At 68.4% G+C, this 19,260-nt stretch carries 14 protein-coding genes; 9 read left to right on the plus strand and 5 right to left on the minus strand.

Annotation, left to right across the window (positions count from 1 at the left end):
- Positions 1-95: 95 nt before the first annotated feature.
- On the minus strand, positions 96-1,700 hold the full coding sequence (purH, locus tag ACWIDZ_RS07340) for a bifunctional phosphoribosylaminoimidazolecarboxamide formyltransferase/IMP cyclohydrolase (protein ID WP_453988098.1): 1,605 nt from the start codon (positions 1,698-1,700) through the stop codon (positions 96-98).
- A gap of 324 nt (positions 1,701-2,024) precedes the next feature.
- Here purH and ACWIDZ_RS07345 point away from each other — a divergent pair, with 324 nt between their 5' ends.
- Complete coding sequence (locus ACWIDZ_RS07345; RefSeq protein ID WP_453988097.1) at positions 2,025-2,243, plus strand: hypothetical protein; 219 nt, start codon at positions 2,025-2,027, stop codon at positions 2,241-2,243.
- On the opposite strand, the gene ACWIDZ_RS07350 is transcribed toward ACWIDZ_RS07345, so the two are convergent.
- Both ACWIDZ_RS07350 and rpe read right to left on the minus strand, forming a co-directional pair.
- Positions 2,240-4,054, minus strand: a complete 1,815-nt coding sequence (locus ACWIDZ_RS07350; protein WP_453988096.1) for a heparinase II/III family protein — start codon at positions 4,052-4,054, stop codon at positions 2,240-2,242. The genes ACWIDZ_RS07345 and ACWIDZ_RS07350 overlap by 4 nt on opposite strands.
- Positions 4,051-4,731, minus strand: coding sequence for a ribulose-phosphate 3-epimerase (rpe, locus tag ACWIDZ_RS07355; RefSeq protein WP_453988095.1), 681 nt, complete (start codon positions 4,729-4,731; stop codon positions 4,051-4,053). Before rpe ends, ACWIDZ_RS07350 begins: the two co-directional genes overlap by 4 nt.
- Before the next feature lie 211 nt (positions 4,732-4,942).
- Between rpe and ACWIDZ_RS07360 the strand changes: the two genes are divergently transcribed.
- The 3 genes from ACWIDZ_RS07360 (at position 4,943) to ACWIDZ_RS07370 (ending at position 8,068) form a co-directional block, all read left to right on the plus strand.
- Positions 4,943-5,362, plus strand: a complete 420-nt coding sequence (locus tag ACWIDZ_RS07360) for a DUF2141 domain-containing protein (RefSeq protein WP_453988094.1) — start codon at positions 4,943-4,945, stop codon at positions 5,360-5,362.
- A gap of 25 nt (positions 5,363-5,387) precedes the next feature.
- On the plus strand, positions 5,388-6,863 hold the full coding sequence (locus tag ACWIDZ_RS07365; RefSeq protein ID WP_453988093.1) for a carotenoid oxygenase family protein: 1,476 nt from the start codon (positions 5,388-5,390) through the stop codon (positions 6,861-6,863).
- Between the two features lie 224 nt (positions 6,864-7,087).
- The gene (locus ACWIDZ_RS07370; protein WP_312219917.1) at positions 7,088-8,068 is read left to right on the plus strand and encodes a magnesium transporter CorA family protein; all 981 of its coding nucleotides are present in this window, start codon (positions 7,088-7,090) and stop codon (positions 8,066-8,068) included.
- Positions 8,069-8,072: 4 nt separating this feature from the next.
- Here the strand turns inward: ACWIDZ_RS07370 and ACWIDZ_RS07375 are convergent, their stop codons facing one another.
- Complete coding sequence (locus ACWIDZ_RS07375; RefSeq protein WP_453988092.1) at positions 8,073-8,843, minus strand: LytTR family DNA-binding domain-containing protein; 771 nt, start codon at positions 8,841-8,843, stop codon at positions 8,073-8,075.
- Positions 8,840-9,568 carry a TetR/AcrR family transcriptional regulator gene (locus ACWIDZ_RS07380; protein WP_453988091.1) on the minus strand — a complete coding sequence of 243 codons (729 nt, stop codon included), beginning with the start codon at positions 9,566-9,568 and terminating at the stop codon, positions 8,840-8,842. Before ACWIDZ_RS07380 ends, ACWIDZ_RS07375 begins: the two co-directional genes overlap by 4 nt.
- Before the next feature lie 178 nt (positions 9,569-9,746).
- Between ACWIDZ_RS07380 and ACWIDZ_RS07385 the strand changes: the two genes are divergently transcribed.
- The 5 genes from ACWIDZ_RS07385 to ACWIDZ_RS07405 all read left to right on the plus strand — a co-directional run bounded on the left by ACWIDZ_RS07385 (position 9,747) and on the right by ACWIDZ_RS07405 (position 19,220).
- A complete protein-coding gene (locus ACWIDZ_RS07385) occupies positions 9,747-12,005 on the plus strand; it encodes a TonB-dependent receptor (protein WP_343830084.1) in 2,259 nt (752 codons plus the stop codon).
- 121 nt (positions 12,006-12,126) lie between these two features.
- On the plus strand, positions 12,127-13,500 hold the full coding sequence (locus tag ACWIDZ_RS07390; protein WP_453988090.1) for a spinster family MFS transporter: 1,374 nt from the start codon (positions 12,127-12,129) through the stop codon (positions 13,498-13,500).
- 165 nt (positions 13,501-13,665) lie between these two features.
- Complete coding sequence (sucC, locus tag ACWIDZ_RS07395; protein WP_291780767.1) at positions 13,666-14,856, plus strand: ADP-forming succinate--CoA ligase subunit beta; 1,191 nt, start codon at positions 13,666-13,668, stop codon at positions 14,854-14,856.
- 46 nt (positions 14,857-14,902) lie between these two features.
- On the plus strand, positions 14,903-15,805 hold the full coding sequence (sucD, locus tag ACWIDZ_RS07400) for a succinate--CoA ligase subunit alpha (protein WP_291780771.1): 903 nt from the start codon (positions 14,903-14,905) through the stop codon (positions 15,803-15,805).
- Between the two features lie 394 nt (positions 15,806-16,199).
- The gene (locus ACWIDZ_RS07405) at positions 16,200-19,220 is read left to right on the plus strand and encodes a 2-oxoglutarate dehydrogenase E1 component (protein WP_338577349.1); all 3,021 of its coding nucleotides are present in this window, start codon (positions 16,200-16,202) and stop codon (positions 19,218-19,220) included.
- The last annotated feature ends 40 nt before the right edge of the window (positions 19,221-19,260 follow it).

The following is a 19,260-nucleotide window of genomic DNA, read 5'->3' on the forward strand; positions in this document are numbered from 1 at the left end:
TTGGCCAAAAGAAAGGGCGCTGCCGATGACCGGCGGCGCCCTTTCTGCGCTCAAGCAGCGAGCCGCCGCGCGGCTCGCGTTAGCGCTCTTCATGCCTAGTGCCGGAAGACGCGAACGCCCGTGAAGGCCATGGCGATGCCGCGTTCGTCGGCGGCGGCGATGACTTCCTCGTCGCGGATCGAACCGCCCGGCTGGATCACCGCCGTGGCCCCGGCGGCGACCGCTTCCAGCAGGCCGTCGGCGAAGGGGAAGAAGGCTTCGGAGGCGCAGGCCGAACCCTCGGCGAGCGAATGGGCCAGACCCTTGGCTTCTCCCGCTTCCTTGGCGCGGATGGCGGCGATGCGGGCGCTGTCGCGACGGTTCATCTGGCCGGCGCCGATGCCTGCGGTCTGACCGTCCTTGGCGTAGACGATGGCGTTGGACTTGACGTGCTTGGCCACGGTGAAGGCGAACAGCATATCCTGGATCTCGGTCGGCGTCGGCTGACGGCGCGTGACGATCTTCAGGTCTTCGGGCTTGATCAGCGAGCGGTCGCGCGACTGCACCAGGAAGCCGCCGGCGACCGAGCGGAACACCTCGCCCGGACCGTGCGGGTCGGGCAGGCCGTCCGTGATCAGCAGGCGCAGGTTCTTCTTGGCGGCGAAGACGGCCTTGGCTTCGTCGTCGGCGCCCGGCGCGATGACGACCTCGGTGAAGATGCCGGTGATGGCGCGGGCGTCGTCGCCGTTCAGCGGGCGGTTGACGGCGATGACGCCGCCGAAGGCCGACACGGCGTCGCATTCCAGCGCGCGGGCGTAGGCTTCCGACAGATCCTTGCCGACGGCCACGCCGCAGGGGTTGGCGTGCTTGACGATGACGCAGGCCGGGGCCTCGAACTCGGCCACCAGTTCATAGGCGGCGTCGGCGTCGGCGATGTTGTTGTAGCCCAGCTCCTTGCCCTGGATCTGGGTGGCGTAGGCCACGCCCGGGCGCTTCTCGCCGGTGCGGTAGAAGGCGCCGGTCTGGTGCGGGTTCTCGCCGTAGCGCAGGGTCTGGGCCAGCGAACCGGCGATCGACTTGCGCGCCGGGGCGGCGTCGTCCAGCTGAGCGGCGAACCATGATGAAACGGCGGCGTCATAGGCGGCGGTGCGGGCGAAGGCTCGGGCGGCCAACTGCTTGCGCAGGGCCAGGGTGGTCGAGCCGTCGGCCTTCAGCGCTTCGACGATCAGGCCGATGCTGATCGAGTCGACGGCGACGGCGACGTGACCGTGGTTCTTGGAGCCCGAACGGATCATGGCTGGGCCGCCGATGTCGATGTTCTCGATGGCCGCTTCAAAGCCGCCGCCCTCCTCGACCGTCTTCTCGAACGGATAGAGGTCGATCCAGACGATATCGATGGCGCCGATATTGTGCTCTGTCATGGCGGCGGCGTGGGTCGGGGCGTTGCGCACGCCGAGCAGGCCGCCGTGGACGACAGGGTGCAGGGTCTTGACCCGGCCGTCCATCATTTCCGGGAAGCCGGTCAGATCGGCCACGTCCTTGACCGGCAGGCCGAAGCCCGCGATCGCCGCCTTGGTGCCGCCGGTGGAGACCAGCTCGACGCCCAGCCCCGCCAGGGTGCGCGCGGCGTCTTCCAGCCCCGCCTTGTCCGACAGGGAGATCAGGGCGCGGACGGGTTTGATCGCGTCCGGGGCGGGCGGAAAGTCGGGAGCGGCGGGCATGGGCGGCGTCCGTTTACGGCTGGGGCGGGGAGATGGCGGGGCCTCTAGCACCAACGGGGCGCGGCGTCAGCCCTTGGGGCGCTCTTGCTCTCTCCACTCGCCGTCATCCTCGGGCTTGACCCGAGGATCGAGTTGTCCGCCACTCGACCTTCCATGAACGAGCGCCGCCCCTTCATGGCGACCTGTATTCTGGCCAGCCGCCCGCTCGGCGTCCTCTACGTCGGCATGACGTCGAACCTGTACGAGCGCATTCGCTAGCACCGAGAGGACGGCGTCGAAGGCTTCGCTCACCGCTACGGCTGCAAGACCCTGGTCTGGTATGAGATGCACGGCTTCGTCACGGAGGCGATCCGGCGCGAGAAGGCGTTGAAGGCCTGGAACCGGACATGGACGCTCGAACTGGTCGAGAAGGCCAACCCGCAGTGGCAAGACCGTTATCCCAGCCTGTGCGGACTGGCGCCCGATCCTCGGGTCAAGCCCGAGGATGACGGAGAGGGGGAAGGAAGCGTCAGCGCCTTCCTCCGCCGCCTCGACGGCGCTTAGCTCGGATCGCCGCTCGCGCCGGCGGGGCTCAGCTTCCAGCGGACCTTGGTCTCGGCGTCGGTGCGGGCCGAGCCGCGCACGACGATCTGGAGGCTGCGGCGGGTCAGGCCTTCGTCGATGTGGACAGCGGGCTCGATGGCTACATCGGGGCCGTCGCTGCGGAACCACCAGCCGCGCCCGGACGGGCCGCGCAGCAGGATGGAGCGGCGGTCGCGGGCCAGCGAGGCCTGAACGCCCGGCTCGAGCTGGAAGCGCAGGGCGTAGGGGGCGGCGATGGCGCGGGTCGCTTCGGGACGGCCTTCGGGCGGATGCAGCCGCTCCTCGGCGCGCAGTTCGTCCAGCCTCTGATCGATATAGAGACGACGCTGGTGCATCAGGCCGTACAGCGGCATCCAGCCGTCGTGTTCGACCTCCAGCCAGACGGCGCCGTCGCCTTCCTGGTGCTGGCGCGTGACATGAAGGGCGGGGCCGACGAGACGCGGGCCCAGCAACTCGCCCTTCCAGCCCGACAGGGGTTCGCCCAGCGGCTGTTCGCCCAGGGTCAGGGTCGAGGCGCCGGGCGTCAGGCGCAGGGCCTGGCGGTCCAGGGCGCGCGGGGTCCATCCGGCCGAGGTGAACAGGCGATCGCGGCCGCAGACGACCTCCAGCGCGGCGGGCTGGCCGCAGGCGGCGGCCGACCAGGCGTTGCGGGCCGGGGCCTCGACATCGATCATGACGGTCAGCAGCGGGCTGGAGACGCGTAACAGGCCGCCGACGAGGCCGCCGGCCGGGGCGGCGGGCGCATCGTCATGGGCGCGGGCGGCGGCGATGCGTTCCGGCGTCGAGGGGCCGCCGCCCTGGAAGACGGCCAGGCGGCGGTCGGGCAGGGTCTGGAGGCGCAGGGCCAGGGTCAGGCGCGAGATGGCCTCGGCCACCGGCTCGGGCGTCACCTCCGACAGCTGGGCCAGGGCGTCGTCCAGCGTCAGCAGGTCGAGCAGCAGCTCCAGCCCCATCTCCGGCGCGCGCGAGGCGTGGGCGCCGTCGGGGGCGACGGTGGCGGCCAGGGCGCCGGGCAGACGTTTCAGAGCCTTGTTGCGGATGGCGGCGCCGGCCTTGCCGGTCAGGGCGCAGCCGGCGACGGCGGCGGCGGTCAGGCGCTCGGCGCGGCCCATGATCCCGCCGGGCGGGCGCAGCAGCTGGCGCGCCTGGTGGGCCAGGATGTCCGTCAGTTGCAGGCGCTCGACCTCGGTCGCCACGCCCGCCAGCCGCCGTCCGGCGCAGGCCAGATGATAGACGCGGCGGGCCAGGATGTCGGGATCCCAGGAGAAGGGCGACCAGCGGCTGAACACCTCGCGCCAGGCCAGGGTCATGGCCAGGGCCTCGCGCGCGCCGCGATCGCCCTGGGCCATCATGGCGGGCAGCCAGGCGAAGCCGTGCAGTTCGACCGCGAAGGCGCGGCTGGGGGTGGGACTGTTCCACAGCTCCAGCGGGGTCTCGGCGTCCAGGCTGAGGCCCGCCAGCGTCAGCTTGCCCGACAGCAGGGGGCGCGGCGTCTCCTCGGGCAGGGGGCGGAAATCGCGCGGACTGACGGCGAAGCCCTCGGCCGTGGGACCGCCTAGGGTCAGGCCGTAGCCGGGCAGGCCGTAAAGCTCGATCCACGCTTGGCGCGCGGCCAGTCCCTTGGCGACCGAGGCCCAAAGGCGCGGGTCGGGCCGGGCGCCCGAGGCGGCGCGCACGGGGGTCCGCAGGGGCGCGCCCTTCAGACCGGGGATGTGCCCCTCGGCCAGGGGGACGTCGCTGTCGCGCGGGGCGAAGGGGCCGAGGGGACTCACGCGGCGGCGGCCTTCAGGGCCTGAATGTTGGCGGCGTAGGCGTCCGGTCCGCCCTTGAAGACGAAGGAGCCCGCGACCAGGGCGTCGGCTCCGGCGGCGACGCAGGCTCCGGCGTTGGCGGCGACCACGCCGCCGTCGACCTGAAGATGGGCCTTGGACCCGGCGCGGTCGAGGATGGCGCGGGCGCGCTCGATCTTCCTCAGCGAGGTCTCGATGAATTTCTGACCGCCGAAGCCGGGATTGACCGACATGATCAGCACCAGGTCCACCATCTCCACGGTCTCCTCCAGCACGATCAGCGGCGTGCCCGGGTTGAAGACGAGGCCGGCCTTGGCGCCCAGCTGACGAATCTGACCCAGCGTGCGGTGGACGTGCGGGCCGCTTTCGGGGTGGACGCTCATGATGTCGGCGCCCGCCGCGCGATAGGCCTCCAGCCAGTTGTCGACCGGAGCGACCATCAGGTGCACGTCGAACGGCAGGCTGGTGTGCGGGCGCAGGGCCTTCACCACGTCCGGGCCGATGGTCAGGTTGGGCACGAAATGGCCGTCCATGACGTCGACGTGAATCCAGTCGGCGCCGGCCGTCTCCAGCGCGCGGATCTCCTCGCCCAGCTTGGAGAAGTCGCTGGCCAGGATGGAGGGGCAGATCAGCGGGGCGGTCGCGGTCGTCTGGGTCATGACTGTGCGACTTACGGCCCTCGGCGGCGAGGGGCAAGCCGGGCCGCTGACGCAGTTGCCGAGGGAGGCGTCCATTCGCGCTTCGCGAACGGTCGGCGGTGGTCGTTGGCGAAGGCGCCGCGGTCGAGGGCGCAAGGGCGCTGGCGAGGCGCAGCCGGTCGACGCAAGGACGGCGGCGAACCGCTTCACCCGTCCCCGAAAGGACCTCGTCATGATCCGCCTGCTCGCCGCCGCCGCCGTCCTCGCCTTCGCCGTTCCGGCGTCCGCCCAGCCTTCGGGCCATCGCTTGACCTTCACCTTCGAGATCGGGGCGGAGACGGGGGCGGTCATGGTCGCCCTCTATGCCGATGAGGCGGCCTATGAAACCGGCGCGCCCAGCCGCGTGGCCCGGGTCGATGTGGCGGCGGGCGACCGCGCCGCCGTGTTCGAGAACCTGCCCGCCGGCGCCTACGGGATGAAGGCGTTCCACGACGTCAACGCCAACGGAAAGATGGACGTGAATCCCTTCGGCATGCCGACCGAGCCCTTCGCCTTCTCCAACAACGCGGTCGGCAACATGGGCCCGGCCAAGTGGGAGCGCGCCCGTTTCGATGTCTCGGGCGTCACGGCCCAGACCATCCGCATCCGCTAGGTCCAGAAAGCCAGGAGACGTTGTCATGATCCCGACCCGCCGCACCCTGTTCATGGGCGCCGCCGCCCTTTCCGGCGCCCTGGCCGCCGCCCGCGTGCTGACGCCCGACGTGGCGCGCGCGGCCCAGGCCCTGGCCGCCGCATCCGACTGGTCTCTGGCCACCGCCGACGTCGAGGGCGATATCGCGCCGCGCACCCTGCGCCTGGCGCACGGTCGAGCGCCCGAGGGGTTGTCAGGCAGCCTCTACCGCAACGGTCCGGCCAAGTTCCGGCGGCCGGGCGGCTCGTCCCAGCACTGGTTCGACGGCGACGGCCTGATCCGCCGCTGGCGTATTCAGGACGGTCAGGCGACCTTGGCCGCCCGCTTCGCCGACACACGCAAGCGCCGGCAGGAGAGTGAGGTCGGGGCCATGCTGATGCCCGGCTTCGGCACTGTCGGCGATCCGCGCGCCCACATCGGCTCGGCCGACGACGCCAGCCCGGCCAACACCTCGGTGCACAAGGTCGGCGGCAGGCTTTGGGCCCTGTGGGAGGCCGGCTCGCCGCTGGCCATGGATCCCGAGACCCTGGCGACAGAAGACTTCGTCACCCTGCGTCCCGACCTGAAGAACATGCCCTTCCTGGCCCATCCGCGCATCGAACCGGACGGCCGCATCTGGAATCTGGGCGTGAACGGCGAACAGGCCATGGTGTGGCGCCTGGCGGCGGACGGGTCGCTGGAGGACGCCGAGGTGATCGCCCTGCCGCGCGCCAGCTACATCCACGACTTCAGCGCCACGGCCCGTCATCTGGTCATCGTGCTGCAGCCCTGGGTCCATGTCCGCAACGTGGCGCCGATGTCGGCGGGCTTCGACTGGACGCCCGAGGCGGGAACCCAGGTGCTGGTGGTGGACAAGGCCGACCTGTCGCAGCGACGGCTCTATGACCTGCCGCCCTTCGGCTTCTTCCACGTCGGCGACGGCTGGGACGAGACGGACGGCACGATCCGCTTCGACCTGTGCGCGCACAGGGACATGGACTTCGCCGCGCGCGGCGCCCAGGAGGTGCTGAACGGCGTGCCCCTGGGCGGAGAACCGGCCGAACTGGCCATGGTCGTGCTGTCGCCGAACGGGCGCGGGCGGCTGGAGCGGACCGGCGTGGTCGGCGAGTTTCCGCGCAGCGATCCGCGTCGCGCCGGTCTGGCGCGCCGCTTCAGCCTGCACACCACGGGCGAGCGCGCCGATCGGCCCCTGGCCTCGGCGGTCGCCGTCACCGACTGGTCGTCGGGGCGCACCCGGTCCTTCGACTTCGGCCCGGATCATGTGACGGACGAGATGGTCTATGTCCCCAAGCCCGGCGGGACGCACGAGGCCGACGCCTGGCTGGTCGGCCCGACCATCAATCTGAAGGCGGGGGTCAGCGAACTGCACGTCCTGGACCTGATGCACGTCGAGGACGGCCCGGTCGCCACCTGGCGCGCCGATGTGGCCCTGCCGGCGGCCTTCCACGGAAACTGGGCGTGAAAGCCACACCCGGCCTTGTCCTCATCGCCGTCCGTCGACGGGCGGTTGACCCCCGCCGTCGAACGGGCCAAGACCCCTGCGCCGCCCAGATGCCTATCGTGGGGCGGCGTCTTTTTGGAAACCCTCAGATGAACCCCGAAGACCGAAGTCCGTCTTCAACTTCTTCGACGCTCTGAGGACGCTTCGCTTCCGCGCGAGGGTGTCCTCGCGAAAGGAAGCGACTTATGCTGAACGCCTATGACTGGCGCGCCGATCGGCTCGTGCGCCTGGATACGGCCGTGGAACACGGCCCCGCCTGCTGGATCGACCTCGTCTCCCCGACCGCCGAGGAGGCGGCCGCGCTGGAGACCCTGACCGGCATCGATCTTCCCAGCCGGGACGAGATGGACGACGTCGAACCGTCCGCCCGCCTTTACGCCGAGGACGGCGGCGTCTTCATGATCGCCGCCGTGGCCACGGATCTGGAGACCCATGATCCGGTCAAGACGCCGGTGAGCTTCATTCTCAAGGGCGGGCGGCTGGTGACGGTGCGCTATGGCCAGCCGCGCGCCTTTCCCGTCTTCATCGCCCACGCCACCAACAAGCCGGGCGAGAGGCTGGCGACCGGCGAGAGCATCATGCTGGGGCTGATCGAAGCCATCATCGATCGCTATGCCGACGCCCTGGAGGCCAAGGGGGTCGAACTGGAGGGCATTTCGCGGCTGATCTTCCGCAAGCGCGATCCTCGCGCCATGGAAAGCCACAACCTGCAGTCGGTGATCCAGGACATCGGTCGGGCCGGGGACTTCCTGGCCCTGATCCGCGAGAGCCTGTCCAGCCTGCAACGCCTGCTGGCCTATCACGCGGCGCTGTCGGCCTCCCGCGCGCCCGGCAAGGCCGACCGCGAAGCGCGCCAGACCCTGCGTCTTATGCAGCGTGATGCGGCGGCGCTGAGCGAGCTCAGCATCTCGATGTCGTCCAAGGTGACCTTCCTGATGGACGCCACCCTGGGGCTGATCAACCTGGAGCAGAACCAGATCATCAAGATCTTTTCGGTCGCCGCCGTGGCCCTGCTGCCGCCGACGCTGATCGCCTCCATCTACGGCATGAACTTCGATGTCATGCCGGAGCTGCACTGGCGTTACGGCTATCCGGCGGCGGTCGGCGCCATGGTGCTGTCGGCGGCCCTGCCGTATTTCTACTTCCGCAAGAAGCGCTGGCTGTAGGGGCTCACCACCAGCCCGCGTCGCGCAGGGCCTTGGCGTAGCGGCGGCTGACGGGGACGACCAGTCCCCCGTCCAGCGTCAGGGCGGCGCGGCCGTCGCCGCGCGCGACCGAGGCCACGGCGTCACGGGCCGCCCACCAGCTGCGATGGGTCTGGGCGCCCTCCAGCCCTTCCAGTTCCGCCAGGGCGTCCGACAGGCGCATCAGGATCAGGTCCGAGCCCCTGTCCGTGTGCAGGCGCAGATAGTGATCCTCGGCCTGGACGGCGATCAGGCGCCCGCCGCGCAGTTTCGAGGGCAGGCGGTCCAGGAAGCGGGCGGGCGCGTCGCCCGGCGCGGCGGCGTGGGTCTCGACGGGCTGCTTGCGGCCCAGAAAGACGTTGAGGGCGCTCAGTACGGCGGTGATCAGGGCCACGGGCGGGAAGAAGTGGACCAGGTCGTCGGCGTGGCGCAGCCGCCCCTCGAACATCAGGCCGGTCAGGGCCCAGACCATGAGGGTCAACGGTCCCGTGATGACCAGGGTCAGGGCGGCGACGCCCAGCCACGGGCGCGCGTCCACGTCGATGAACCGTTCGACCAGCAGGCTGCACAGGTGCCCCCACAGGCCGCCGACGACGAGCACGGGCATCCAATAGGCCAGACGCTGCGCCAGCGGCGCGCCGTTGGAGCCGAAGGCGCCGCCGAGCGCCAGGAAGACGCCCGCCCCTACAGCGACCGCCAGGCCGCGCAGGAAGTCGCGCGCCTTGGAGCCTGGCGAGAAATCCAGTCGAGGCGTCACGCGCGCGTCGGACCGCAGACGGCGCGGAAGCCGGCGGCGGCGAACCGCACCATGTAGTCGCAGGCGCTGTCCAGATCGCCCGAGCGGCACAGCCCGCCCGACAGGCGGTCCAGACGCCCGGTCTCGCCCAGCGTCAGGGTCAGGGCCCCCGACAGATTGTGATAGGCCCAGTAGAGGTCGGCCTCGTCCGCCTCGGGCATGATGCGCTTGACCAGTTCCAGCAGGCGACGGATCGCCGGGTCGAAATAGCGGGCCATGGTCTCGCCGCCGAAGGCCGGGTTGGCGTTGGTCTGGGCCACCAGGGCGGCGTAGTGCTTCCACCCCGGACCGCCCTTCAGCGACCACTGGAACGGCGGGCGCAGGAAGGCCTCGAACAACCCCTCCAGCGTCATGGTCTCGCCCGCCGCCTCCGCGTAGCGGTCGACCGCGGCGACGCGCTCGGCGTTCCACACCTCGGCGCGGCGGTTGAAGACGGCGTCGAACAGCTCCTTCTTGGCCCCGAAATAATAGTGAACCAGGGCCGTATCCACGCCCGCCTCGCGCGCCACCTCGCGGATGGTGACGCCATAGAAGCCATGCTTGGAGAACAGGTCTTCGGCCGCGTTCAGGATGGCCTCGCGCGTCTCCCCGGCGACGGCCGCCTTGGACTTCTTGGGGCGCCCGCGTCGCGCCGGGGCGGCGGGCGGGGCTGGAATCTGGGGCGGCGGCAGGTCGCTCTTCGTCATGGCCGGAAGCTAGTCGCGCTTCGGGGGTTAGTGCAACGGCGCCACAGGGCGGGCTCTTCCGTGACGGAAATCAGGCTTGGCCGTTTGACAGGCGGCCGAAACCCGGTCACCTATGCTGAAAATCATTGAACGCTGAATAAAAAGCGTCGATCGGGCCGGAAACAAGATTGGGATGCACATGAACAGACTCGTGAAGACCGCCCTGCTGGCGGGCGCCGCATTCGGCGCAATGGCCTCGGCCGCTCAGGCGCAGGACGTGACGACGCAGGAGGCTGCGGCCCAGGTCGAAGACATCATCGTCACCGCCCGCCGCACCGAGGAGTCGGCCCAGAAGACGCCGCTGGCCCTGACGGCCTTCAGCGGCGAGACGCTGGAGCGCACCGGAGCTCAACAGGTCACCGATCTGCAGGGCGCGGTGCCGAACCTGAACCTGGTCCAGGGCCGGGGCTCGTCGAACGCGACCAACATCTACATCCGCGGCGTGGGCCAGCCCGACGCGCTGCAGACCTTCGATCCGGCGGTCGGGGTCTATGTCGACGACGTCTATTATTCGCGTATTCGCGGCACCCAGTTCGACCTGCTGGATCTGGAGCGCGTCGAGATTCTGCGCGGCCCGCAGGGTACGCTGTACGGCAAGAACACCATCGGCGGCGCCATGAAACTGGTGTCGCGCCGCCCGGACCAGGAGTTCCGCGCCCGCGCCTCGGCCGCCTATGGCGACTATGACCTGGTTGAAGTCCAGGGCGCCGTGTCCGGCCCCGTGACCGACAACCTGGCCCTGGGCCTGTCGGCTCTGCATTCGGAGCGCGGCGGCTATGTCACCGATCCGGCCACGGGCGCCGAATACAACGACAAGAACTCGACCGCCGTGCGCGCCAGCCTGGCCTGGGATCCGGCGTCGAACTTCCGCATCGACCTGAACGCCGACTACGCCAAGGATGACGCGGGCATGACGGTCGGTCAGGCCCAGAACGATCTGACGGACCTGTTGAAGACCACGGTGTTGCGCCCCGTGCCGAACCCGGTTCCGGAATATAATTTCAAGACCCGTACGACGCCGGGCCTGCCGAACGAGACGCGGCTGGAGACCTGGGGCACGGCGCTGCGCGCGACCTGGGATCTGTCCGACGCCCTGTCGCTGAAGTCGATCACCGCCTATCGCGGCCTGAACACCGACGACTACATCGACTTCGACGCCACGGAACTGGAGATCGCCGACGCCCTGGTGGCCGTGGATCAGACCCAGTTCAGCCAGGAGCTGCAGCTGACCTATACCGGCGATCGTCTGAACGCGGTCGCGGGCCTGTACTACCTGAAGGAAGACGTCGACTCCCATCAGGAGAGCTACAACGACGCTCTGCTGGGACCGGCGTTCGGCAACTCCGGCTTCCTGCGCACCATCGACGACACCCTGGAGACGACCTCCAAGGCCGTCTACGGCAACCTCAGCTATGACGTGACCGACAAGCTGCGCCTGTCGGCGGGCGTCCGCTATACCGAGGAAGAGAAGGACTACTGGCGCACGACGTCGACCTTCTACAGCCTGCTGCCAGCGTTCAACGCGACCTATGTCTTCGCGCCGGACGTGGGCAAGTACGACGACACTTCGATCATGCTGTCGGCCGATTATCTGTTGTCCGACGACGCCATGGTCTATGCGCGTTATTCGCAGGGCTTCAAGTCGGGCGGCTTCAACGGCCGCGCCAACTCCCCGACCGAGGCGACCGAGTACCAGCCGGAAACGGCGGACTCGTTCGAAGTCGGCGCCAAGACCTCGTTCTGGGATCGTCGCGCCCGCCTGAACCTGGCGGCCTTCATGACCAAGTATGAAGACTTCCAGGCTCGCGTCGCCGGTCTCGACACGGACCCGGTGACGGGTCTGCCCGCCCCGGTTCTGTCGGTGCTGAACGCCGGTCAGCTGGACATCTTCGGCTTCGAGCTGGAAGGCGTTCTGGTCCCGATCCGCGGTCTGACGCTGGACGCCCAGGTCGGCTTCCTCGAAGCCGACTACAAGGAGTTCAAGGACGACCGCTTCACCAACTTCGGCGGCAGCCGCGCCTTCCAGGACCCGGCCTTCTCGCCCAAGTGGACCCTGCGGTTCGGCGGCCAGTACGAATGGTTCCTGTCGGGCGGCTCCTCGGTGACCGTCGGCGGCGCGGCCAAGTTCCGCTCGAAGATGGCCCTGGCGGTCGACAACACCTACGAGAACACGGCGACCGAAATCCCCGGCATGTATCAGGACGACTACTGGCTGTACGACGCCCGCGTCGTCTGGTCGGACGCGTCGGACCGCTACTCGGTCGGCCTGTATGGCCAGAACCTGTCGGACGAGGTCTACAAGACCGACGCTCAGGAGTTCTCGTCCATCGGCAACATCCGCACCGCCTATTACGGCGCGCCGCGGACCTGGATGATCAAGGTTTCGGCCAAGTATTGATGCTGCAAGCCTGAGCGCAGCGTACTGGGCGGCGGTTCGTTGGAGCCGCCGCCCTTCTTTTTTCGTGGCGCGCGGCCGTCGGGCCGCTACCGTCGCCGCAGCAGCCAGTCGGGGAAGGCCCATGAATCAGATCGAGGCCGCAAAGGCCCAGGCGGGAACGGTCGAGGCGCAAACCGCCTCGCCGGGCTATCGCTACTATGTGCTGGGGATCCTGATCCTCATCTACATGCTGAACTTCCTGGATCGGCAGATCATCGGCATTCTGGCCGCGCCGCTGAAGGCCGAGTTCAACCTCAGCGACAGCCAGTTCGGCCTGCTGGGCGGGCTGGCCTTCGCCCTGCTCTATTCCACCCTGGCCATCCCGATCGCCTGGCTGGCCGACCGGTTCAGTCGGGTGTGGATCATGACCGGCGCCCTGACGCTGTGGTCGGGCTTCACCGCCCTGTGCGGCCTGGCGGGCGGCTTCGGCTCCCTATTCCTGTGCCGGATGGGCGTGGGCATCGGCGAGGCGGGCGGCGTGGCCCCGGCCTATTCCCTGATCGCCGACTACTTCCCCAAGTCGCAGCGGGCGCGGGCCCTGGCGGCCTACGCCTTCGGCATTCCGCTGGGCATGGCGGCGGGCACCCTGGTCGGCGGCCTGCTGGCGGCGACCTACGGCTGGCGCACGGCCTTCATCGTGGTCGGCGTCCTGGGCGTGCTGGTCGCGCCTGTCCTGCGCCTGACGGTCAAGGATCCCAAGCGCGGAGGGTTGGACATCGAGCCGGCCGCCGCCGCAGCCGCCCCCGTCGAAACGCCGAAAGCCCCGCCCTTCAAGGCGGTGGTGCGCACCCTGGCCCCCAAGCCCAGTTTCTGGCTGCTGGCGTTCGGCGCGGCGTCGTCCTCCGTGTGCGGCTATGGCGTGGCCGCCTGGCTGCCCAGCTTCTTCATGCGCAGCTTCGGCCTGACCCTGTCGCAGACGGCCTGGTACTACTCCGCCATCGTCCTGGTCGGCGGGGTGGCGGGCATCTGGCTGGGCGGCGCCATGGCCGATCGGCTGGGCAGGAAATCCAAGGGCGCCTATCCGCTGACGCCGGCGATCGCCTTCCTGATTTCGGTGCCGTGCTTCATCCTGGCGATGAATTCAGGCGCGGTGGTGGGCGCGGTCATGCCGGGCTCGGACCCCAACGGCTTCGCGGCCCTGGCCCTGGCCTTCCTGATCTTCCTGATCCCGACGGGACTGAACCTGACCTGGCTGGGGCCGATCACGGCGGCGGTGCAGCACCTGGCCAGCCCGACCATGCGGACCACGGCCTCGGCCCTGTTCCTGCTGATCAACAACCTGCTGGGGATCGCCGTCGGCATCTACTACTTCGGCTGGATGAGCGACATGCTGCGGCCGACCTTCGGCGAGGAGAGCCTGCGTTGGGCCATCTATACGGGCATGGGCTTCTACCTGCTGTCCTCGGCCCTGCTGTTCGGCGCCTCGCGCACGCTCCAGAAGGACTGGGTCGACTAACGGCTCCTAGAACAGCCCTGGGCGGCGGTCCGGCGAGGCCCGCCGCCCGGCATAAGAAAATCCTCATGAGGCCATAAGACGACAGGCGGTTGCGCTGGCGAAGGCGCGACGCCTATAAGCGCGGCCAAAGTTTCCACAAACCTCCCTAAACGGCGCGGATCAGACATGAACATTCACGAGTATCAGGCCAAGCAGGTCCTCAAGGGCTACGGCGCCCCGGTCGCGGACGGCGTCGCCATCACCTCGGCCGACCAGGCCGAAGCCGCCGCCAAGCAGCTGCCTGGCCCGCTCTATGTCGTGAAGTCGCAGATCCACGCCGGCGGCCGCGGCAAGGGCAAGTTCAAGGAACTGGGCGCCGACGCCAAGGGCGGCGTGCGTCTGGCCTTCTCGATCGAGGAAGCCGTCGCCCACGCCAAGGAAATGCTGGGCAACACCCTGGTCACCGCCCAGACGGGCGAGGCCGGCAAGCAGGTCAACCGCCTGTACATCGAAGACGGCGCCGACATCGCCCGTGAGCTGTACTGCTCGCTGCTGGTCGACCGTTCGGTCGGTCAGACGGCCTTCGTCGTCTCGACCGAAGGCGGCATGGACATCGAGGAAGTGGCCCACGCCACCCCGGAAAAGATCCACACTATCGCCATCAACCCGGAAGCCGGTGTCACCGCCGAGAACGTCGCCGCCATCAATGCGGCGCTGGAGCTGACCGGTTCGGCCGCCGAAGACGGCAAGTCGCTGTTCCCGATCCTGTACAAGGCCTTCGTCGAGAAGGACATGGACATGCTCGAGATCAACCCGCTGATCGTCATGGAGAACGGCCACCTGCGCGTTCTGGACGCCAAGGTCAGCTTCGACGGCAACGCCCTGTACCGCCACGAAGACATCCGCGCCCTGCGCGATGAGACCGAAGAAGACGCCAAGGAGATCGAGGCCTCGAAGTGGGACCTCGCCTATGTGGCCCTCGACGGCAACATCGGCTGCATGGTCAACGGCGCCGGCCTGGCCATGGCGACGATGGACATCATCAAGCTGTACGGCAAGGAGCCGGCCAACTTCTGCGACGTCGGCGGCGGCGCCGGCAAGGACAAGGTCGCGGCGGCCTTCAAGATCATCACCGCCGACCCGAAGGTCGAGGGCATCCTCGTCAACATCTTCGGCGGCATCATGAAGTGCGACGTCATCGCCGAGGGCGTCGTGGCCGCGGTGAAGGAAGTGGGCCTGAAGGTGCCGCTGGTCGTGCGTCTGGAAGGCACGAACGCCGAGCTGGGCAAGAAGATCCTGAACGAGTCGGGCCTGACCATCCAGGCCGCCGACGACCTGGACGACGCCGCCCAGAAGATCGTCGCGGCGGTCGCCTAAGCGCCGCTACCGCCCAGCAGACACACAGAATTCAGAGCACAGACACATGTCCATCCTCGTCAACAAAGACACCAAGATCCTGGTTCAGGGCCTGACCGGCAAGACCGGCGGCTTCCACACCGAACAGGCGCTGGCCTATTACAACACCAAGATGGTCGGCGGCGTGCACCCGACCAAGGGCGGCCAGACCTGGACCGGCTCGCACGGCGAAACCCTGCCCATCTTCGCCTCGGTCGCCGAAGGCAAGGAGCGCACCGGCGCCGACGCCACGGTCATCTACGTCCCGCCGGCAGGCGCGGCCGACGCCATCATCGAGGCCATCGACGCCGAGATTCCCTTCATCACCTGCATCACCGAAGGCATTCCGGTGCAGGACATGGTGCGCGTCAAGGCGCGTCTGGACCGTTCGAACTCGCGCCTGCTGGGCCCGAACTGCCCCGGCGTCCTGACCCCGGAAGAGTGCAAGATCGGCATCATGCCGGGCAACATCTTCAAGAAGGGCAATGTCGGCATCGTCTCGCGTTCGGGCACCCTCACCTATGAAGCCGTGTTCCAGACCACCAACGAAGGCCTGGGCCAGACCACGGCCGTCGGCATCGGCGGCGACCCGGTCAAGGGCACCGAGTTCATCGACGTGCTGGAGATGTTCCTGGCCGACGACGCCACCGAGTCCATCATCATGATCGGCGAAATCGGCGGCGCGGCTGAAGAAGACGCCGCCCAGTTCCTGATCGACGAAGCCAAGAAGGGCCGCAAGAAGCCGATGGCCGGCTTCATCGCGGGCCGTACGGCGCCGAAGGGCCGCACCATGGGCCATGCCGGCGCCGTCGTCTCGGGCGGCAAGGGCGATGCGGAATCCAAGATCGCCGCCATGGAGGCTGCGGGCATCCGCGTGTCGCCGTCGCCGGCGCGCCTGGGCACGACTCTGGTGGAAGTGCTGAAGGGCTAAATCCTTCAGCGCACGCTGCGCGTGCGGGCGCTATCGCTCGCCGCGCGGCGGCTCGCTGCTTCAGCGCCTTTTTGAGAGGCGCGGCGCTATGCTCGCGACGCGGTCGCTCGCGGCTTGAGCGCCGGATTCACCTAAGGGCGGGTGCGGCGTCGGCGGGGCGGCGGATTAGACCAAAGTCTAACCTATCCGCGTTCCGGGGACGTTTTTCGCGCCGTGTGACCTTTTGTAACGCCTCCGGAATCGTCCGGGGGCGTTTTTTCTTGCTGATTCGACCAAATTCCACCCGCTCCGCCTCCCTTCGGTCATGACCAGTAAGGAAACAGGGCCTATATGAACGGCGCTGCTCTCCGCGCGGCTGTGCGCGGGCGGTTGTAAAGGGACGATTGAAAGAAAAATGGCGGACGATGCGGGTCGGCTGAACCAGGTCTTTGCCGAGACCTCCTTCCTCTATGGCGCGAACGCCGCCTTCATTGAGGACCTGCACGAAAAATGGGCTTCGGACCCCGGCTCGGTGTCGGGGGAGTGGCGCGCCTTCTTCGATCAGCTGAAGGACAACGCCGACCTGGTGAAGCAGTCGGCCGCCGCCGGCTCCTGGGGCCGTTCGGGCGCGACCGAGCCGACCGAGGAAACCGCCGTGTTCGACGGCCGCTGGCCGGCCCCCAAGGTCGACCCCAAGGCCGCCGGCAAGCCCGGCCCGCGTCCGGCCGCTCCGGTGGCTGACGCCTCAGGCGCCGTTTCAGCCGCCGACGTGCGCGCCGCCGCCCACGATTCCATCCGCGCCCTGATGCTGATCCGCGCCTATCGCGTGCGCGGCCACCTGCAGGCCAACCTCGACCCGCTGGGCATCGAGCCGCCGATCCAGAACCCGGAGCTGACGCCCGAGTTCTACGGCTTCACCGCCGCCGACATGGATCGCCCGATCTTCCTGGACGGCGTCCTGGGCCTGGAGACCGGCTCGGTCCGTCAGGTGCTGGAGATCCTCAAGCGCACCTACTGCGGCAACATCGGCGTGCAGTTCATGCACATCGCCGAGCCTGAAGAGAAGGCCTGGCTGCAGCAGCGTTTCGAAGGCCCGGACAAGTTCGAGCAGAACGCCTTCACCAAGGAAGGCAAGCTGGCCATCTTCAAGAAGCTGGCCGAGGCGGAAGGCTTCGAGCGCTTCCTGCACAAGCGCTTCCCCGGCACCAAGCGCTTCGGCCTGGACGGCGGCGAGGCCATGGTTCCTGCGCTGGAGCAGGTCATCAAGCGCGGCGGCGCCCTGGGCGTCGACGAAATCGTTCTGGGCATGGCGCACCGCGGCCGCCTGAACGTCCTCGCGGCCGTCATGGGCAAGCCCTACAAGGCCATCTTCCACGAGTTCCAGGGCGGATCTTCCGTCCCTTCGGACATCGAGGGCTCGGGCGACGTCAAATACCACATGGGCGCCTCGTCGGACCGTGAGTTCGACGGCCACAGCGTCCACCTGTCGCTGACCGCCAACCCGTCGCACCTCGAGATCGTCAACCCGGTTGTCCTCGGCAAGTCGCGCGCCAAACAGGCCTTCGACATCCGCGAGGCCGAGGTCAACGTCGGCAAGCCGGACGTCGAATGGGTGCTGGACCGCTCCAAGGTCGCCCCCCTGCTGATCCACGGCGACGCGGCCTTCGCCGGCCAGGGCGTCGTGGCCGAGTGCTTCGCCCTGATGGGGCTGAAGGGCTACCGCACCGGCGGCACCCTGCACTTCGTCATCAACAACCAGATCGGCTTCACCACCAGCCCGCGCAACTCGCGCTCGTCGCCCTATCCGTCGGATGTGGCTCTGATGGTCCAGGCGCCGATCTTCCACGTCAACGGCGACGATCCCGAAGCGGTCGTCTTCGCCGCCAAGGTGGCCACTGAATACCGCCAGAAGTTCCACAAGGACGTGGTGGTGGACATGTTCTGCTACCGCCGCTTCGGCCACAACGAAGGCGACGACCCGACCTTCACCCAGCCGCTGATGTACGCGAAGATCAAGAGCCAGCCTTCGACGCTGGAGATCTACGCCAAGCGCCTGATCGGCGAGGGCGTCATCACCCAGGCCGAGGTCGACGCCGAGATCGCCCGCTTCGAGGCCTATCTCGACGCCGAGTTCGAGGCCGGAAAGACCTTTGAAGCCAAGAAGGCCGACTGGCTGGACGGCGAGTGGAAGGGCCTGGGCGCCGAAAACACCGATGACGCCGCGCAGCGCGGCGACACCGCCGTCCCGGCCGACAAGCTCAAGGACTTCGGCCACCGCCTGACGACCATCCCGAACAGCGTCGACGTCCACAAGACGCTGAAGCGCGTCATCGACGGCCGTCGCGAGGCGGTGTCGAGCGGCCAGAACATCGACTGGGCCACGGCCGAGAGCCTGGCCTTCGCCAGCCTGCTGGACGAGGGCTACAACGTCCGTCTGTCGGGTCAGGACTCGGTGCGCGGCACCTTCTCGCAGCGTCACTCGGGCGTCACCGATCAGACGACCGAACAGCGCTACTTCCCGCTGAACAACCTGCGTGAAGGCCAGGCCCATTTCGAGGTCATCGACTCGGCCCTGTCGGAAGAGGCGGTGCTGGGCTTCGAGTACGGCTATTCGCTGGCTGATCCGAACACCCTGACCATGTGGGAAGGCCAGTTCGGCGACTTCGTGAACGGCGCCCAGGTGGTGATCGACCAGTTCATCTCCTCAGGCGAGCGCAAATGGCTGCGGATGAGCGGCCTCGTGATGCTTCTGCCGCACGGCTATGAAGGCCAGGGCCCCGAGCACTCCTCGGCGCGCCTTGAGCGCTTCCTGCAGCAGTGCGCCGAGAACAACATGCAGGTCGCCAACTGCACGACGCCGGCCAACTACTTCCACATCCTGCGTCGCCAGTTGCACCGCTCGTTCCGCAAGCCGCTGATCCTGATGACGCCCAAGTCGCTGCTGCGTCACAAGAAGGCCGTCTCGACCCTGGCCGACATGGCCGAGGGTTCGTCCTTCCACCGCGTGCTGCGCGACGACGCCCAGCTGCGTCCGGACGTGGCGGGCGTCACGCTCAAGGCCGACAAGGACATCCGCAAGGTCATCGTCTGCTCGGGCAAGGTCTATTACGACCTGCTGGACGCCCGCGAGAAGGCGGGCGTCAACGACATCTATATCCTGCGTCTGGAACAGTTCTATCCGTGGCCGATCAAGTCGATCTCGGCGGAACTGGCGCGCTTCCCCAACGCTGACCTGGTGTGGTGCCAGGAAGAGCCGAAGAACATGGGCGGCTGGACCTTCGTCGATCCGTGGATCGAGCTGACGCTCGAGAAGATGGACGTGAAGGCCAAGCGCGCGCGCTACGTCGGTCGTCCGGCTTCGGCCTCGACCGCTGCGGGCCTGATGAGCCGCCACCTGAAGGAACTCGAGACCTTCCTCGCCGAGGCCATGGCCTGACCGCCGCGCCTGACCTAAAAGACAAGCAAAGTTCAGACAC

The sequence above is a fragment of the Brevundimonas sp. NPDC055311 genome, assembly GCF_053645695.1.

Excerpts from the sequence above, each read along its gene's own strand:
- purH (WP_453988098.1), bottom strand. The coding sequence starts at position 1,700 with ATGCCCGCCGCTCCCGACTTTCCGCCCGCCCCGGACGCGATCAAACCC.
- ACWIDZ_RS07345 (WP_453988097.1), top strand. The coding sequence starts at position 2,025 with ATGCACGGCTTCGTCACGGAGGCGATCCGGCGCGAGAAGGCGTTGAAG.
- rpe (WP_453988095.1), bottom strand. The coding sequence starts at position 4,731 with ATGACCCAGACGACCGCGACCGCCCCGCTGATCTGCCCCTCCATCCTG.
- ACWIDZ_RS07360 (WP_453988094.1), top strand. The coding sequence starts at position 4,943 with ATGATCCGCCTGCTCGCCGCCGCCGCCGTCCTCGCCTTCGCCGTTCCG.
- ACWIDZ_RS07365 (WP_453988093.1), top strand. The coding sequence starts at position 5,388 with ATGATCCCGACCCGCCGCACCCTGTTCATGGGCGCCGCCGCCCTTTCC.
- ACWIDZ_RS07370 (WP_312219917.1), top strand. The coding sequence starts at position 7,088 with ATGCTGAACGCCTATGACTGGCGCGCCGATCGGCTCGTGCGCCTGGAT.
- ACWIDZ_RS07380 (WP_453988091.1), bottom strand. The coding sequence starts at position 9,568 with ATGACGAAGAGCGACCTGCCGCCGCCCCAGATTCCAGCCCCGCCCGCC.
- ACWIDZ_RS07385 (WP_343830084.1), top strand. The coding sequence starts at position 9,747 with ATGAACAGACTCGTGAAGACCGCCCTGCTGGCGGGCGCCGCATTCGGC.
- ACWIDZ_RS07390 (WP_453988090.1), top strand. The coding sequence starts at position 12,127 with ATGAATCAGATCGAGGCCGCAAAGGCCCAGGCGGGAACGGTCGAGGCG.
- sucC (WP_291780767.1), top strand. The coding sequence starts at position 13,666 with ATGAACATTCACGAGTATCAGGCCAAGCAGGTCCTCAAGGGCTACGGC.
- sucD (WP_291780771.1), top strand. The coding sequence starts at position 14,903 with ATGTCCATCCTCGTCAACAAAGACACCAAGATCCTGGTTCAGGGCCTG.
- ACWIDZ_RS07405 (WP_338577349.1), top strand. The coding sequence starts at position 16,200 with ATGGCGGACGATGCGGGTCGGCTGAACCAGGTCTTTGCCGAGACCTCC.